Raw genomic sequence first — 14,843 nt, forward strand, 5'->3', positions numbered from 1 at the left:
ATGCCGGGACGTACACGGCAATTCGGCGGCGGCCAGGGTGGACCCGGCGGACAGGGCGGCAACGACCGCAATGACCGTCGCGACCGCCGGGACCGGCGCGACAGCGGCCGTGGCGGGGCCGGCCAGGAAAAGACCCCGCACCTCGAGAAGGTCGTGACGATCAACCGCGTCGCCAAGGTCGTCAAGGGTGGTCGTCGCTTCAGCTTCACCGCCCTGGTGGTCGTCGGTGACGGCGACGGTCAGGTCGGCGTCGGCTACGGCAAGGCCAAGGAAGTTCCCGCGGCCATCGCCAAGGGCGTCGAGGAAGCGAAGAAGAACTTCTTCCGCGTTCCCCGCGTCGGCGGCACCATTCCCCACCCGATCCAGGGTGAGGAAGCCGCCGGTGTCGTGCTGCTGCGTCCGGCTTCGGCCGGTACCGGTGTCATCGCCGGTGGCCCGGTCCGCGCGGTCCTGGAGTGCGCGGGTGTCCACGACGTGCTGTCGAAGTCGCTCGGCTCCGACAACGCGATCAACATCGTGCACGCCACCGTGGCGGCCCTGAAGGGTCTGCAGCGTCCCGAGGAGGTCGCGGCTCGTCGCGGCCTGCCGCTCGAGGACGTCGCGCCTGCTCGGATGCTGCGTCAGCGTGCGGGTCAGGGGGTCTGACATGACTCAGCTCAAGGTGACCCAGGTCAAGAGCAAGATCGGCACGAAGCACGCTCACCGCGAGTCGCTGCGCACCCTCGGGCTGCGCAAGATCCGCCAGAGCGTCGTGCGTGAAGACACTCCCCAGGTCCGCGGCCTCATCCACACGGTCCGCCACCTGGTGGAGGTCGAGGAGGTCAAGGCATGACTGCCATCAAGATCCACCACCTTCGCCCGGCTCCGGGCGCGAAGCGCGACAAGATCCGCGTCGGCCGTGGTGAGGGCTCGAAGGGCAAGACCGCCGGTCGCGGTACCAAGGGCACCAAGGCCCGGAAGAACGTGCCCGCCGGTTTCGAGGGTGGGCAGATGCCCATCCACATGCGGCTCCCGAAGCTTCGCGGCTTCAAGAACCGCTTCCGTACCGAGTACCAGCCGGTGAACCTGGGCGACATCGCCCGCGTTTTCCCGGAGGGTGGCAAGGTCGGCAACGAGGAGCTCGTCGCGAAGGGCCTTGTTCGCAAGAACAAGCTCGTGAAGGTGCTCGGCAACGGTGACCTGAACGGCGTCAAGCTGGACGTCACCGCCGATGCCTTCTCCGGCTCCGCCAAGGAGAAGCTCTCCGCCGCCGGTGGCTCCGCCACCACGCTCTGAGCTCTCTTCGCTCGCTTCACCGAAAGGCCCGCCTGGCTCCGCCACGGCGGGCCTTTCGCTTGCGCTCGCTCTCCCGCCTTCGCTCCGCTCGGCTCCACCGTGTCGACTTTCGCGGGCTAACTGTCATCCGATCCCTCGCCCCCGCCGACTTGCGTTTCGCCCCCTGATCGCGATCTCGGTGCGGGGAGCCTTGCCGGCCGCGGATCACGGTCAGGGGGCGAAACGCAAGTCCGCCGGTCGCCCAGTTGCCCGCCGACCGGATCGCGGTTAGCCCGCGAAAGTCGACCCGCCGACCAGGGCAGCGAGCATGGCGGACGGGCATCTGGGCTGGAAGGATCGTGAGGTGGCCACTCCTCCCGGGCAGGATCCGCAGCCCTTTCAGCAGCAGCCGGATGCCCCGCCGATGGTCGTGTCGGTTTCAGGGCCCATGGATCCGGCGGAGGAGCAGGCGCGACCCGGCCGACCGGAGCCCCGCAGACTCGTAGCGGCGGGGCTGGCCACCCTGGCCCTCGTGCTGACCCTCATGGGCTGCCTCTTCCCGTTCTTCAGTACTGAGCATCGGCTCGGCTTCGAGCGCAGCGACGCGTTCATGATCGTGGTCGTCCAAGGCGCCTGGGACACGAAGGTCATTCAGCCCAACGAGCCCTCTACGACCATGTCGGCGTCGCCCGTCGGTATCCCGCTCCTGGTCGCCGCCGCGATCTTCCTGGCGGCCGTGATCGCCAGTGCCCGTGCCTCCCGGCTGCGACGGCCGGGTGCCCTGGACCGATGGCTCACCACCATCGCGGCTGTGTTCCTGGCCGGGGCCGTCTCCACCACCGCGATGGCGGGATTCGGACGTCCGCTCGGGGAATCCGCCAAAGCGACAGTGACCTTCGAAGCGGGAATGTGGGCTCTCTTCGCCGCGATCGTCGCCGCAGCCGGCGCGGCGGTCATGAGTCACCGTGTCGACGAGGCTGAGGTCCCGTCGGCCGGGGATCCGAGTTTCGCGGACATGCCCACCCCGAAGGACGGCATCTCCATCACGGTCCTCCCTCCTGAGCCACAGCCCGCGCCGCAGCCGGACTACTCGGCCTTCGCACCGCCCCCGGATCCCGGCCCAAAGGAGCGCGGTTAGCCCGCTAAACGCGCTCGCGCCGGTCGATACGGTGGGGGATGAGGTGGCCGATGACTTGGGCGGTGGTCTTTTTCGGTGCGGCGGTGCTCGTGGCTTTTACGCCAGGGGCGAACAACCTGCTTGGTCTGCACCACGGCATGACACAGGGCGCATGGAAAGGGCTTGCCGGCCTGTTAGGCCGATTGGCCGCGTTCACCGTGCTGATCGCGGCCGTCGCCGCAGGACTCGGGCAGCTCCTCGCCGCCTCCGAACTTGCACTCACGGTGATCAAGTGGGCCGGTGTCGCCTACCTCGTCTGGCTCGGCGGCCGGCTGCTGTGGTCGACCTTCCGCGGCGAACGGACGACGCTGGTCCCGGGGCCGCGAGGCGCCGAGCCCATACCGGCACTGCGGATCGCGAGAAAGGAGTTCGTCGTCGCGATCACCAACCCGAAGGCGATCCTCATCTTCACCGCGTTCGTCCCCCAGTTCATCGACGCAGCTCACGGCTCTTTTCCCGCCCAGATCGCGATTCTCGGCGCCGTCTATCTGGTCGCCGAATTCGTCGCGGGCGCCACGTACATCGGAGTCGGCACGCTCGTGAAGTCGCTCCGGCTGTCCCGTCGCGCCACCCGCAACGTCGACCGCGGCACCGGCATCGTGCTCCTCGGCATGGCCGGTGCCATCGCCGCGTCGAACTCCTGAACCCCGCACCTGATCACGGTGCGTTCAGCGGGCTAACCGTGATCCGCGCGGTCCGGAAAGCGGGGTACGACAGCGTGTTCTGTCAAGGTTCCGGAGCGAGAAGCGGAAGTCGATCAACCTGACGGACCAACCTTCGTTCGGAAAACCCGCACGCACTGCGAACACGCCCTGTGAAGCTGTTAGAGTCGGCGACACGCTTCGGGACGAGTGTGCCCCGAAGCGTTCCTGGCTTGTGCCAGAAAGCTGTGTGTTCCTGCCGGTCTCAGGCCGGCCAAGCCGATCGTCGGTAAGACAGCCGACGACGCCGAGGAGGTCCCCCGCGTGCTCAGCGCCTTCCGCTCGGCTCTCGCGACGCCGGATCTACGTAAAAAGATCCTGTTCACGCTAGCCATCGTCGCGGTCTACCGAATCGGTGCCACCATCCCGGCCCCGGGCATCTCTTACTCAGCCGTGCAGCAATGTACGGAGACGGGGTCGCAGGAGGGCGTCTATCAGCTCCTGAACCTGTTCAGCGGCGGTGCGCTGCTGCAGCTGTCGCTGTTCTCGACCGGCATCATGCCGTACATCACGGCGAGCATCATCGTCCAGCTTCTCACCGTGGTCATCCCGCGGTTCGAGGAGCTGAAGAAGGAAGGCCAGGCCGGCCAGGGCAAGCTGACCCAGTACACCCGGTACCTGACGATCGCCCTCGCGGTCCTGCAGGCGACCGGTGTGGTGGCACTCGCCGACCGCAAGCAGCTCTTCCCTCAGTGCACCACCGCGATCATCCCGGACAACAGCGTCTACACGCTGGCCATCATCGTCGTCACGATGACCGCCGGTACCGCCGTCATGATGTGGCTGGGTGAGCTGATCACCGAGCGCGGTGTCGGCAACGGCATGTCCGTCCTGATCTTCCTGAACATCGCGGCCCGCATCCCGATCGAGGGTGGCAACATCCTCAGCAGCGCCGGCCCGGTGGTCTTCACCCTCATCTGCGTGTTCGGCCTGGTGATCATCGCCAGCGTCATCTTCGTCGAGCAGGGCCAGCGCCGGATCCCGGTGCAGTACGCCAAGCGCATGATCGGCCGCCGCATGTACGGCGGAACCTCGACCTACCTGCCGATCAAGGTGAACCAGGCCGGTGTCATCCCGGTCATCTTCGCCTCGTCGCTGCTCTACCTGCCGGACCTGATCGCCCGCCTCGTCGGGGACCCGAACAGCAACGCCGGGTGGCAGGTCTTCATCCAGAACTACATCGTCAACCAGTCCAGCTGGGCGCACGTCCTGCTGTACTTCGCGTTGATCATCTTCTTCACGTACTTCTACATCACGATCACGTTCAATGTGGACGAGCGTGCGGAAGAAATGAAGAAGTTCGGTGGCTTCATCCCGGGTATCCGCCCGGGCCGTCCCACCGCGGAGTACCTCAGCTACGTCCTCGGCCGGATCACCCTGCCGGGCTCGCTGTACCTGGGCATCATCGCGATCCTTCCGAACTTCTTCCTGTCCGTCACCGGCAGCGGGAACAACCAGAACTTCCCGTTCGGTGGCACGGCTGTGCTGATCATGGTCGGTGTCGGTCTCGACACCGTGAAGCAGATCGAAAGCCAGCTGATGCAACGTAACTACGAAGGGTTCTTGAAGTGACGCGCCTGGTTCTCGTTGGCCCTCCTGGCGCGGGCAAAGGTACTCAGGCGGTAGCACTGTCGGAGAAGCTCCGGATCCCGCACATCTCGACCGGCGATCTGTTCCGCGCCCACGTGGGCGAGCAGACGCCGCTGGGCCAGGAAGCCAAGCGCTACCTGGATTCCGGTGAACTCGTGCCCGACTCGGTCACGAACGAGATGGTGCGCGAGCGCCTGGCCGAACCGGACGCCAAGGCCGGCTTCCTGCTGGACGGCTTCCCTCGCAACACGAAGCAGGCCGAGGTCCTCGGTGAGATCCTCGGCGAGGCCGACACCTCGCTCAACGCGGTCATCCAGCTCCAGGTTTCGGAAGACGTCGTCGTCGAGCGGCTGCTTTCGCGCGGCCGCTCGGACGACACCGAAGAGGTCATCCGTCGTCGCCAGCAGATCTACGTGTCCGAGACGGCTCCGCTGCTCGAGTACTACGCGGACATCCTGGTCACGGTCAACGGCGTCGGCACCGTCGACGAGATCTCCGCTCGCGTGCTGGAAGCGCTGCGCGACCGCACGTGAATCTCGGAGGACTGCGTGTACTGCAACGACTTCGTCGTGGGCGCATGATCGAACTCAAGAGCCCGGGTGAGCTCCAGGCGATGCGGGCCGCCGGACTGGTCGTCTGGCGCACCCTCACCGCGGTGCGCGAGATCGCCAAGCCGGGGGCGACCACGGCCGATCTGGACGAGCTCGCCGAGCAGACGATCCGCGACGCCGGCGCGGTGCCCTCGTTCAAGGGCTACCACGGCTTCCCGGCGTCGATCTGTGCCTCGGTGAACGAGCAGATCGTCCACGGCATCCCGTCGAAGACGCAGGTGCTGAACGAGGGCGACATCATCTCCGTCGACTGCGGCGCGATCCTCGACGGTTGGCATGGCGACTCCGCAGTCACCCTCGCGATCGGGGAGGTGTCGAAGGCCGATTTGGCGCTTTCGGCGGCCACCGAGGCGGCGATGTGGGCGGGGATCGCTGCGGTGTCGTCCGGCGGACGGCTCACGGACATCTCGTACGCCGTGCAGACCGCGGCCGAGAAGGCTGGCCGGGAAGACGGCATCGAGTACGGGATGATCGTCGAATACGGCGGTCACGGTATCGGCCGCCAGATGCACATGGACCCGTTCCTGCCGAACCTGGGCAAACCGGGCAAGGGCCCGCGGCTCAAGACCGGCATGGCGCTCGCGATCGAGCCCATGCTGACCGGTGGCGGGGGCGAGACCGTCGAGCTCGACGACGGGTGGACCGTCGTGACCGCGGACGGCTCGAGGGCCGCGCACTGGGAGCACACCGTCGCCATCACGGACGACGGCCCCTGGGTCCTGACCGCCCCCGAAGACGCCTGACCCTCCCTGCCCCTCCCGATCGCCTTTAGCCCCCTAATCGCGATCGCGCCCCCGACCTGCGTTTAGCCCCCTAATCGCGCTCCCCGGAGCACGATTAGGGGGCTAAAGTCGAGGCGGTGGGCGCCGGAGCGCAGTCAGGCCGCTAAACGCGGGGCGGCCCAGCGCGGGCGCCCAGGCCCTCGGCGAAGCGTCTGAGGCTTGCCCCCATCGGGTGCACCTCGCCTGCCCGGCGCGCCAGGTCACGGCTCCGCCGGAGCGCGGTTAGCCCGCGAAACGCAGGTCGGCGCAGGCGTACGATGGAGGCGGTTGCCATCGACGGGCTCAGGGGTCATCTAACACAGTTACCCCCCGTTTGGGGCTCACGACACGGGTTGCGTACACTGTCAAGTCGGTGTACTCATCGCGCCCGGATCCAGCGCGCTCGTGATTTCTCGCGAACGGACATTGGACTCGGGGAGGAGTGTGCCGATGCACCACCCAGCCAAGCACTCAAGGCTCAATTGATCACACTGCGTAGCGACAGGAAATGCGGAGGACATGGGCAAGAAAGACGGGGCCATCGAGGTCGAAGGCCGCGTAGTCGAGCCGCTCCCCAACGCGATGTTCCGCGTCGAGTTGGAGAACGGCCACAAGGTCCTTGCACACATCAGCGGCAAGATGCGGCAGCACTACATCCGCATCCTGCCCGAGGACAGGGTTGTCGTGGAGCTCTCGCCCTACGACTTGTCTCGTGGTCGCATCGTCTACCGCTACAAGTGATCACGACGAGTTAGCACAAGCAGGAGAGCAGGAGACGTGAAGGTCCAGCCGAGCGTCAAGAAGATCTGCGACAAGTGCAAGGTGATCCGCCGCCACGGCCGGATCATGGTGATCTGCGAGAACCTGCGGCACAAGCAGCGGCAGGGCTGATCACTCGCACTCGTTCAGAGTGGATTGACGGCTACACAATCTCCCCGCACCTGCCGGGCCGTGCGAACGGCCCGGTTCACCCCCGGACTTCAGGCCGGGGCCGGGACACCCGAAGCGCAAGCCAAGGGCACGACAGGCGAGTCGGTCCCGGGACCGGACGGGGAGCAGACCTGAAGATGAATTCTATGAAGGAGCATCAACGCCAATGGCACGACTCGCTGGCGTAGACCTCCCCCGCGAAAAGCGGTTGGAGATCGCGCTGACCTACATCTACGGCATCGGCCGTACCCGCTCGAAGCAGCTCATCGCGGCTGCCGAGCTCAACGCGGACACCCGCGTCAAGGATCTGAGCGATGACGACCTCGCCAAGCTGCGGGTCTACATCGAAGAGAACTTCAAGGTCGAGGGTGACCTTCGCCGTGAGGTGAACGCCGACATCCGTCGGAAGATCGAGATCGGGTGCTACGAGGGCCTTCGCTGGCGTCGCGGACTTCCCGTCCGTGGTCAGCGCACCAAGACCAACGCCCGCACCCGTAAGGGTCCGAAGAAGACGGTCGCCGGCAAGAAGAAGGCTGGCAAGAAGTGAGCGTCCAGGGCAAGAAGGTCGTGCAGATGGGCGGCGTTCACCGCCGCGGCTCGGCATGTGTCTCGCCCAAGGCGCTCTACGCCCGCCCGATGGCGCTCCGCAACCTGTACACCGACGCCGGTTCGATCATCCGGCGCGGCCAGGCCGAAGCGGTCGCCGCTCACCAAGAGAACGCGCGCTAACAGGAGAACCCTCAGAACATGCCACCGAAGTCTCGTACTGCGGCGGGGGCCAAGAAGGTCCGCCGCAAGGAAAAGAAGAATGTCGCGCACGGCCACGCGCACATCAAGAGCACCTTCAACAACACCATCGTCTCGATCACGGACCCGACCGGTGCCGTGATCGCGTGGGCGTCGAGTGGTCACGTGGGCTTCAAGGGCTCGCGTAAGTCCACCCCGTTCGCCGCGCAGATGGCCGCCGAGAACGCCGCCCGCAAGGCTGCCGAGCACGGCATGAAGAAGGTCGACGTTTTCGTGAAGGGCCCGGGTTCGGGCCGCGAGACGGCGATCCGCTCGCTGCAGGCGGCCGGCCTCGAGGTCGGCACCATCCAGGACGTGACCCCGCAGCCTCACAACGGCTGCCGCCCGCCCAAGCGGCGCCGGGTCTGAGGAACGGGGAGGAGTAAGAAGAAATGGCTCGTTACACCGGCCCCGCGACGCGTATTTCGCGTCGCCTCAAGGTTGACCTCATCGGCGGCGACCAGGCTTTCGAGCGTCGCCCCTATCCGCCCGGCCAGCACGGCCGTGGCCGGATCAAGGAGTCCGAGTACCTCCTGCAGTCGCAGGAGAAGCAGAAGGCTCGTTACACCTACGGCGTTCTCGAGCGTCAGTTCGTCCGGTACTACAAGGAAGCCGTCCGGCGTCCCGGTAAGACCGGTGAGAACCTGCTGCAGATCCTCGAGTCCCGCCTGGACAACGTGATCTACCGCGCCGGCATCGCCCGCACCCGCCGTCAGGCGCGTCAGCTGGTGAGCCACGGCCACTTCGTGGTCAACGGCGTCAAGGTCAACGTGCCCTCGTACCAGGTCAGCAAGTGGGACATCATCGACGTGCGGCCGAAGTCGTTCGCGATGCTGCCCTTCGTCGCTGCCAAGGAGTCGTTCGGCGAGCGTCCCGTTCCCGCGTGGCTCCAGGTTGTTCCGTCCAACCTCCGTGTGCTGGTCCACCAGCTCCCGGAGCGCGCTCAGATCGACGTTCCGGTCCAGGAACAGCTGATCGTCGAGCTCTACTCGAAGTGATCCATCACCGGGCCGGGGAAACCCCGGCCCGGTGTGGGCACGGGCGGCGGCGCCCGGAGTGCGCCGCCGTTTCGCCATCCCTTTCGGTGTCATATGGCGGGCGCCGTTTGGAAAGGAATTAGGAAAGATGCTGATTTCCCAGCGGCCGGCTCTCGGCGAAGAGACGGTCAACGAGACTCGCTCCCGGTTCACCATCGAACCGCTGGAGCCCGGCTTCGGCTACACGCTCGGCAACTCGCTGCGGCGCACGCTGCTGTCGTCCATTCCGGGCGCGGCCGTGACGAGCATCCGCATCGACGGCGTGCTGCACGAGTTCACCACCGTTCCGGGGGTGAAGGAAGACGTCACCGACATCATCCTGAACCTCAAGGAGCTCGTGGTCTCCTCGGAAGAGGACGAGCCGGTCACCATGTACCTGCGCAAGCAGGGCCCCGGTGAGGTCACGGCCGCCGACATCGTGCCCCCGGCCGGTGTCACCGTGCACAACCCGGATCTGCACATCGCGTCGCTGAACGGCAAGGGCAAGCTCGAGATCGAGCTCGTCGTCGAGCGCGGCCGCGGTTACGTTCCGGCCCTGCAGAACAAGCAGGCGGGCGCGGAGATCGGCCGGATCCCGGTCGACTCCATCTACTCCCCGGTGCTGAAGGTGACCTACAAGGTCGAGGCGACCCGTGTCGAGCAGCGCACCGACTTCGACAAGCTGATCCTGGACGTGGAGACGAAGCCGTCGATCACGCCGCGGGACGCCGTCGCGTCGGCCGGTAAGACGCTGGTGGAGCTGTTCGGTCTCGCGCGCGAGCTGAACGTCGACGCCGAGGGCATCGAGATCGGCCCGTCGCCGCAGGAGGCGGACACCATCGCCGCCTACGCGATGCCGATCGAGGACCTGGACCTCACCGTCCGGTCGTACAACTGCCTCAAGCGCGAGGGCATCCACACCGTCGGCGAACTGGTCTCGCGCAGCGAGGCCGACCTGCTGGACATCCGCAACTTCGGTGCGAAGTCGATCGACGAGGTCAAGCTCAAGCTCGTCGGTCTCGGCCTCGCGCTGAAGGACAGCCCGCCCGGGTTCGACCCGACCGCGGCCGCGGCCAGCTACGACGGTGAAGGCTGGTCCGAGGGCGTCGACAGCATCACGGACGGAATTTCGGACAATGGCCACGACGATGGCCAGGACTACGCAGAGACGGAGCAGCTGTAAGGCCAGCTACGGCTCCCTCACACCAGTAGGGGTGGGGGAGCGACGGCCTCCAGCTGTGAGCTGAACGAGGAGAACCGATGCCCACCCCCACAAAGGGACCCCGTCTCGGCGGGTCGCCCGCGCACGAGCGGCTGATTCTGGCCAACCTGGCCACCCAGCTGTTCGAGCACGGCAAGATCACGACGACCGAGGCGAAGGCCCGGCGGGTGCGCCCGCTGGCCGAGAAGCTGATCACGAAGGCGAAGCGGGGCGACCTGCACAACCGTCGTCAGATCCAGCGCATCGTGCGCGACAAGGATGTCGTGCACAAGCTGATCGCCGAGATCGGCCCGTTCTTCGCGGAGCGTCCGGGTGGCTACACCCGGATCACCAAGACGATGGCGCGCAAGGGCGACAACGCCCCCATGGCGGTCATCGAGCTGGTGGCCGAGAAGACCGTCACCGCCGAGGCCGAGGCCGCGCGCAAGACGAAGTTCGCCAAGGACGAGCCGAAGGCTGCCGCCCCGGCCGCCGAGGAGACCACCGACGCCCCTGAGGCTGCCGACACGGCCGCCACCGAGGCTCCGGAGGCCACCGAGGCTCCCGCCGCCGACGAGGCCGCTGAGGCCCCCGCCGCGGACGCGGACAGCAAGAAGGACTGACGTCCTGACAGCACCGAACACCCCGGACGAGCCCGCCACTCCCACCACGGAGGGCGGGCTCGTTCGTCTGCGTCTGGATGTCTCCTATGACGGGACCGATTTCTCCGGTTGGGCGCGGCAGCCCGGGCGTCGCACGGTTCAGGGCGTCCTCGAAGAGGCGCTTGCGAAGCAGCCTCCAGGAGCCTCGGTCCCGAAATCCGTCGTCGTCGCCGGCCGCACCGATGCCGGTGTGCACGCGGCCGGCCAGGTGGTCCACGTCGACGTGTCGCCTTTAGCGGGCGAAACGCGATCCGGTCGCCTGGAGGTGGACGCGCAGGGCATTCCTGACCTGCGCCGGATGTGCCATCGATGGAACCGGTACCTGCCAGGTGACGTGCGGGTGCTGAGCGCCCAGGTGGCCGCCCCCGGGTTCGACGCGCGATTCTCCGCCGTGCGGCGGCACTATCGTTATCGCGTCTCCGACGCGCCATGGGGCGTGGATCCGTTGAGGCGCCACGACACCCTGGCCTGGGGAAGGCCGCTCTCTGTCGACGCGATGAACGAGGCGTCGGCTTCCCTCTTGGGACTGCAGGACTTCGCGGCCTTCTGCAAACAGCGCGAAGGCGGGACGACCATCCGAGAGCTGCAGCGGCTCGTCTGGCGGCGGACCGGACCGCACGCGGTCGAGGTCGACGTCTCCGCCGACGCGTTCTGCCATTCGATGGTGCGCAGCCTGGTCGGGGCGCTGCTTCTTGTCGGCGATGGCCGCCGCCCGCGGGATTGGCCCGGCGACGTCCTGGAGAGCCGCACGCGCGACAGCGCTGTCGCTCCCGCACACGGCCTCACGCTGATGGCCGTCGACTACCCTCCGGACACGGAACTCGCCGCCCGTGCCGATCAAACGCGCGCCATGCGCACCCCCTCCTGACCCGGCCGCGGGAGAGTCACAGGGCTGACGGCGCCGCGTCGAGCACGCAAGACGGCCTCGACGATGCCTTCGAAGTCGGTCGCCAGGTCTTCCGCGGTGACGATGACGAAGCGCCAGCCCTCGGCCTCCACCCGTCTTCGGCGTTCACGGTCAAGGGCGCGTTGCTTCCGGGTGTTGTGCCATCGGCCGTCGTATTCGATCGCGACCTGGGCCTCGTCGTCCGCGAGGTCCAGGCGAGCGAGGAATTCACCTGTCCGGGAGTAGACCTCGACCTGAGGTGTCGTCTTGATGCCGCCGGCTGCCAGCACGATCCGGACTTCCGATTCCCGGGGTGACTCCGCACGAGGATCGGAGAGTCGCAAAGCTTGCCTGGCCAGACGGATTCCCCGATTGCGGCGGCCGTAGAACTCCCTGTTGAGATGCAGATCAGTCAGCTTCTCGGCCCTCATGAACTGGTCCAGATCCGGGACGCCGATGCGAAGCCTTCGCACCCATCCGGATTTGCGGGGCGAAAGCCGGAGGAGCAGGTCCACCGCGATCCGGCTCTTCCGCGCGATGCGGATACCGTTCCACGGCTTTGATTCTTCGGGCTTGATCTCGGTCCGTCGAACCTTGATGCCGACTATCGGGCCGAAGCGCTGCTTCTCCGGTACGACCATCTCGACAGGATCGTTGGGCTGGGCCAGATCGACGCCGTGAACGGTCGCGGCCGAACGGCCGGTCAGCACGGCTTCCGGCGGTGCCAGCAATGCCGCACCCCGACAGCGCAGTTCGTGCGTGACCTCCACGTCAGCGCGCGTGTAGACGTCCTGAAACAGCCTCCGGACGCTGGGACCGCGCAGGCGGCTTGCCGTGATGAGGCCCGCTTTGCGTGCCTCGGAACCGCGGAAGACGTCGGGGAGGTGGGATGAATCGAAGGGTTTGGTCATGCCTCCACGATGATCGGCAAGACCGACAAGGAATCGCGAAAACCGCCTCAGAAGGCCGATTCATCCACAACCCCCCCGCTTATCCACAGCCGGCGCGATTACCCCTTGACGTCCCCTTTTCCCACCCCAGGTCGACTTTCGCGGGCTAACCGCGATCCGGGGCGGGACGCAAAACGGGGGCACCGTCCGATATGGACAGTGCCCCCGCCGAGCACGGTTAGCCCGCGAAAGTCGACGCGCCGGGTTAGTCGCCGCGCCTGACCGGGCCCAGGATCTGCTGTTCTTTGGCGGTGGTGACCAGGCGAAGGGGACGCCAAAGGTTGCGTCCCAGCGCGACGACCTGGTCGTCCTTCAGCGTCGTGAGCTGCTTCATCATCTGCGGCGGGAGCCGCCAGATCCGCGCGGCCAGTTCGGCCTGACCCGGCGGGAGCCGCTGCATCAGCACCAGGTCGGCCGCGTTCGCGGTCGCCCCGGCCTGCGGGTGCAGGTACGGCAGCACGTAGACCGTCGTCTGCCACGGCGAACGCGGCGGGAACAGGTCCTGCGGCGTCGGGCCGCCGTCGGTCACCACCAGCAGCGGCGCGTCCTCCGACGGGCGCGGGAGGTCCACCGGCGACAGCCGCCGGATCTGCACCAGCGGCGACGGCCTGCCGTTGGGCTGATTACCCGCCGCCTGGGGGAGAACCTGCCACGCGGCCGGACGACCGGTCGCCACGACGACCCACGCCCCGACGGCCATCGCCCGCAACGCCACCTGGCGGGCCAGATACAGGCCACCGACCAGCACGATCCGGGTCGGCGTCGAGCGCAGCGCGGAGATCGTCAGCGGCTCGCCCTTGAGCCCGGAGCCGAGGACGATCCCGCCCCGGTCGCCGGACGGGCTGATCGCGTCGAGCATCGCCGGGTCGACGGTGAATTCCGGGGCGACACCGGCGTTCTGGCCGGCGTCGCGCATACGGGTGCTCATGCCGTGCCTCCGATCGGCAGCGTCGCGGAGAACCCGGAGATCTGCAGGCCGCGCAGCGGCGTCAGCGCCACACCGAGCCTGTCCGAGATGCCCTGCAGCCGCTGGTCCGCCGCGTCCAGTTCACGCGGGTTCCGCGCGCTCAAGCGCACGATGCCCCGCAGGCCGATCTTGCCTTCGTCGGCGGACGGCGAGATCGACATCGCCACCGTCGCCGACAGCGCGCGAACGCTGGTCAGCGCGTTCAGGCTGCCGCTGATCTTGCCCTTCGGCCAGCTGGTGATCGCGTAGCTCGCGTGTCCGATGCCCGCCGCGGTGACGCCGGTCCAGCGCTCCTGCAGACCGACTTTCGCGGGCGAACCGGCGACCGCGGTCAGTTCCGCGGCAGAGATGCTGGACCGCAGCAGCTCATCCGGGTCGAGCGGCCGGGTGGGCACGCCCTGCGATTCCAAGGCGTTGCGCACCCGCGACAGCGCGCCGATCAGCGCGCGATGAGCACCGACGACGCCGCCGCCGCGTTCACGGATGGCGGCCGGGCACCGGCGCGGGTCGAGCCGGATGGCCACCCACGTCGTCCGCCGCGCGGCCGCGGGCAGCGGGCCGAGCACCTCCATATAGGAGCTGAGCGCCGGCGAGTCCGACGGAAGAGCCGCGCTGCCCGGGTAGCAGTGCCAGATCATCTGGATCGAGTCGAGGACAACGCCGCGGTCTTCGAGACACGGCGCGAGCGCGGACAGCGGCAGGCTCGGCGCGCCACCGGCCTGGGTGATCAGCGCGGGCGCGGGCTCGACGAGCAGGACCGCGGTCCATGTCCCGTCGTGCCACGCGAGGCCGACCTGCTGGCGTTCGTGGTCGACGCCGTGCGCGACGACGAGATCGGGCACGGCGAGGCGGAGCAGGTTCACCCGGGCGTCGTCGGGACCGGTGACGGCGTCCTCTTCGGCGGCGAGCGTCTCGATACTGCTCGGCGGAAGCGGGTTCGCCACGCGGTCATGCGAACGGAACATGTACCGCAGGGTGAGTCCAGCCCATTGGGTGAACCACCGGCCGCTCCAGCGCAGGAACGCGATGACGATCGCGACCCCGAGCACGCCGATCGCGACGTACTTCAGCTTCATGTTGATCGCGAGCAGGACGAGGCCGATCGCGAGCCCGAGTTCGAGGACGACCAGGTTCGCCACGGGCAGCGGACCGAGGTTGATCCCGCCGGTCCGGCGTCGCGCGGGCGCGGAGATCCGTACCGCCGGGGTGGGCGGAGGGCCGGACTGCGGGCTGGGGCCGCCAGGCGGAGGACCGCCCGGGCCACCGGGCCCACCAGGGCCTCCCGGACCACCAGGTCCACCGGGGCCACCAGGGCCTCCGGGACCGGGGCCACCGGGACCTTGCGGTCCGC

20 protein-coding genes are annotated in these 14,843 nt (G+C 67.7%); 17 read left to right on the forward strand and 3 right to left on the reverse strand.

Translation table 11 applies throughout. The features are described from left to right. The 17 genes from rpsE (at position 1) to truA (ending at position 11,557) form a co-directional block, all read left to right on the forward strand. Positions 1 to 645: a 30S ribosomal protein S5 gene (gene rpsE / locus L324_RS27170; protein WP_005166795.1), complete on the forward strand. Its 645-nt coding sequence runs from the start codon at positions 1 to 3 to the stop codon at positions 643 to 645. A gap of 1 nt (position 646) precedes the next feature. After that, entirely contained in the window at positions 647 to 832 is a 186-nt protein-coding gene (rpmD, locus tag L324_RS27175) for a 50S ribosomal protein L30 (protein WP_005166796.1), read from the forward strand. After that, on the forward strand, positions 829 to 1,275 hold the full coding sequence (gene rplO, locus L324_RS27180) for a 50S ribosomal protein L15 (RefSeq protein ID WP_037314680.1): 447 nt from the start codon (positions 829 to 831) through the stop codon (positions 1,273 to 1,275). The genes rpmD and rplO overlap by 4 nt, the downstream gene beginning before the upstream one ends. Before the next feature lie 343 nt (positions 1,276 to 1,618). Next, a complete protein-coding gene (locus L324_RS27185; protein WP_235783666.1) occupies positions 1,619 to 2,392 on the forward strand; it encodes a hypothetical protein in 774 nt (257 codons plus the stop codon). 50 nt (positions 2,393 to 2,442) lie between these two features. Next, positions 2,443 to 3,075 carry a LysE family translocator gene (locus tag L324_RS27190; protein ID WP_037314684.1) on the forward strand — a complete coding sequence of 211 codons (633 nt, stop codon included), beginning with the start codon at positions 2,443 to 2,445 and terminating at the stop codon, positions 3,073 to 3,075. Between the two features lie 321 nt (positions 3,076 to 3,396). Next, positions 3,397 to 4,704 carry a preprotein translocase subunit SecY gene (gene secY / locus L324_RS27195; RefSeq protein WP_037314687.1) on the forward strand — a complete coding sequence of 436 codons (1,308 nt, stop codon included), beginning with the start codon at positions 3,397 to 3,399 and terminating at the stop codon, positions 4,702 to 4,704. Then, positions 4,701 to 5,255, forward strand: a complete 555-nt coding sequence (locus L324_RS27200; protein WP_037314690.1) for an adenylate kinase — start codon at positions 4,701 to 4,703, stop codon at positions 5,253 to 5,255. The genes secY and L324_RS27200 overlap by 4 nt, the downstream gene beginning before the upstream one ends. Positions 5,256 to 5,299: 44 nt before the next feature. Next, complete coding sequence (gene map / locus L324_RS27205; RefSeq protein WP_037314692.1) at positions 5,300 to 6,076, forward strand: type I methionyl aminopeptidase; 777 nt, start codon at positions 5,300 to 5,302, stop codon at positions 6,074 to 6,076. 537 nt (positions 6,077 to 6,613) lie between these two features. Further along, the gene (gene infA, locus L324_RS27210; protein ID WP_005166804.1) at positions 6,614 to 6,835 is read left to right on the forward strand and encodes a translation initiation factor IF-1; all 222 of its coding nucleotides are present in this window, start codon (positions 6,614 to 6,616) and stop codon (positions 6,833 to 6,835) included. 36 nt (positions 6,836 to 6,871) lie between these two features. After that, entirely contained in the window at positions 6,872 to 6,985 is a 114-nt protein-coding gene (gene rpmJ / locus L324_RS27215) for a 50S ribosomal protein L36 (protein ID WP_004558882.1), read from the forward strand. 205 nt (positions 6,986 to 7,190) lie between these two features. Further along, positions 7,191 to 7,571, forward strand: a complete 381-nt coding sequence (rpsM, locus tag L324_RS27220) for a 30S ribosomal protein S13 (protein WP_005166805.1) — start codon at positions 7,191 to 7,193, stop codon at positions 7,569 to 7,571. Next, the gene (locus L324_RS27225) at positions 7,568 to 7,753 is read left to right on the forward strand and encodes a hypothetical protein (RefSeq protein ID WP_004558884.1); all 186 of its coding nucleotides are present in this window, start codon (positions 7,568 to 7,570) and stop codon (positions 7,751 to 7,753) included. The genes rpsM and L324_RS27225 overlap by 4 nt, the downstream gene beginning before the upstream one ends. A gap of 18 nt (positions 7,754 to 7,771) precedes the next feature. Continuing rightward, positions 7,772 to 8,179: a 30S ribosomal protein S11 gene (gene rpsK / locus L324_RS27230; RefSeq protein ID WP_004558885.1), complete on the forward strand. Its 408-nt coding sequence runs from the start codon at positions 7,772 to 7,774 to the stop codon at positions 8,177 to 8,179. Positions 8,180 to 8,202: 23 nt separating this feature from the next. Next, positions 8,203 to 8,808: a 30S ribosomal protein S4 gene (gene rpsD / locus L324_RS27235; RefSeq protein WP_037314696.1), complete on the forward strand. Its 606-nt coding sequence runs from the start codon at positions 8,203 to 8,205 to the stop codon at positions 8,806 to 8,808. 127 nt (positions 8,809 to 8,935) lie between these two features. Then, positions 8,936 to 10,009, forward strand: coding sequence for a DNA-directed RNA polymerase subunit alpha (locus L324_RS27240; RefSeq protein ID WP_005166811.1), 1,074 nt, complete (start codon positions 8,936 to 8,938; stop codon positions 10,007 to 10,009). A gap of 77 nt (positions 10,010 to 10,086) precedes the next feature. Next, complete coding sequence (rplQ, locus tag L324_RS27245) at positions 10,087 to 10,650, forward strand: 50S ribosomal protein L17 (protein WP_034304270.1); 564 nt, start codon at positions 10,087 to 10,089, stop codon at positions 10,648 to 10,650. A gap of 73 nt (positions 10,651 to 10,723) precedes the next feature. Then, on the forward strand, positions 10,724 to 11,557 hold the full coding sequence (truA, locus tag L324_RS27250; protein WP_037314981.1) for a tRNA pseudouridine(38-40) synthase TruA: 834 nt from the start codon (positions 10,724 to 10,726) through the stop codon (positions 11,555 to 11,557). On the opposite strand, the gene L324_RS27255 is transcribed toward truA, so the two are convergent. The 3 genes from L324_RS27255 to eccE form a co-directional block, all read right to left on the reverse strand. Continuing rightward, positions 11,527 to 12,486, reverse strand: coding sequence for a DUF559 domain-containing protein (locus L324_RS27255; protein WP_037314706.1), 960 nt, complete (start codon positions 12,484 to 12,486; stop codon positions 11,527 to 11,529). The genes truA and L324_RS27255 overlap by 31 nt on opposite strands. 244 nt (positions 12,487 to 12,730) lie before the next feature. Continuing rightward, entirely contained in the window at positions 12,731 to 13,453 is a 723-nt protein-coding gene (locus L324_RS27260) for a hypothetical protein (protein WP_037314709.1), read from the reverse strand. Next, a complete protein-coding gene (gene eccE / locus L324_RS27265) occupies positions 13,450 to 14,631 on the reverse strand; it encodes a type VII secretion protein EccE (RefSeq protein WP_037314712.1) in 1,182 nt (393 codons plus the stop codon). Before eccE ends, L324_RS27260 begins: the two co-directional genes overlap by 4 nt. Between the last annotated feature and the right edge of the window lie 212 nt (positions 14,632 to 14,843).

It is taken from the genome of Amycolatopsis orientalis DSM 40040 = KCTC 9412, from assembly GCF_000478275.1.
In the GTDB taxonomy this organism is placed as follows: Bacteria; Actinomycetota; Actinomycetes; order Mycobacteriales; family Pseudonocardiaceae; genus Amycolatopsis; species Amycolatopsis orientalis.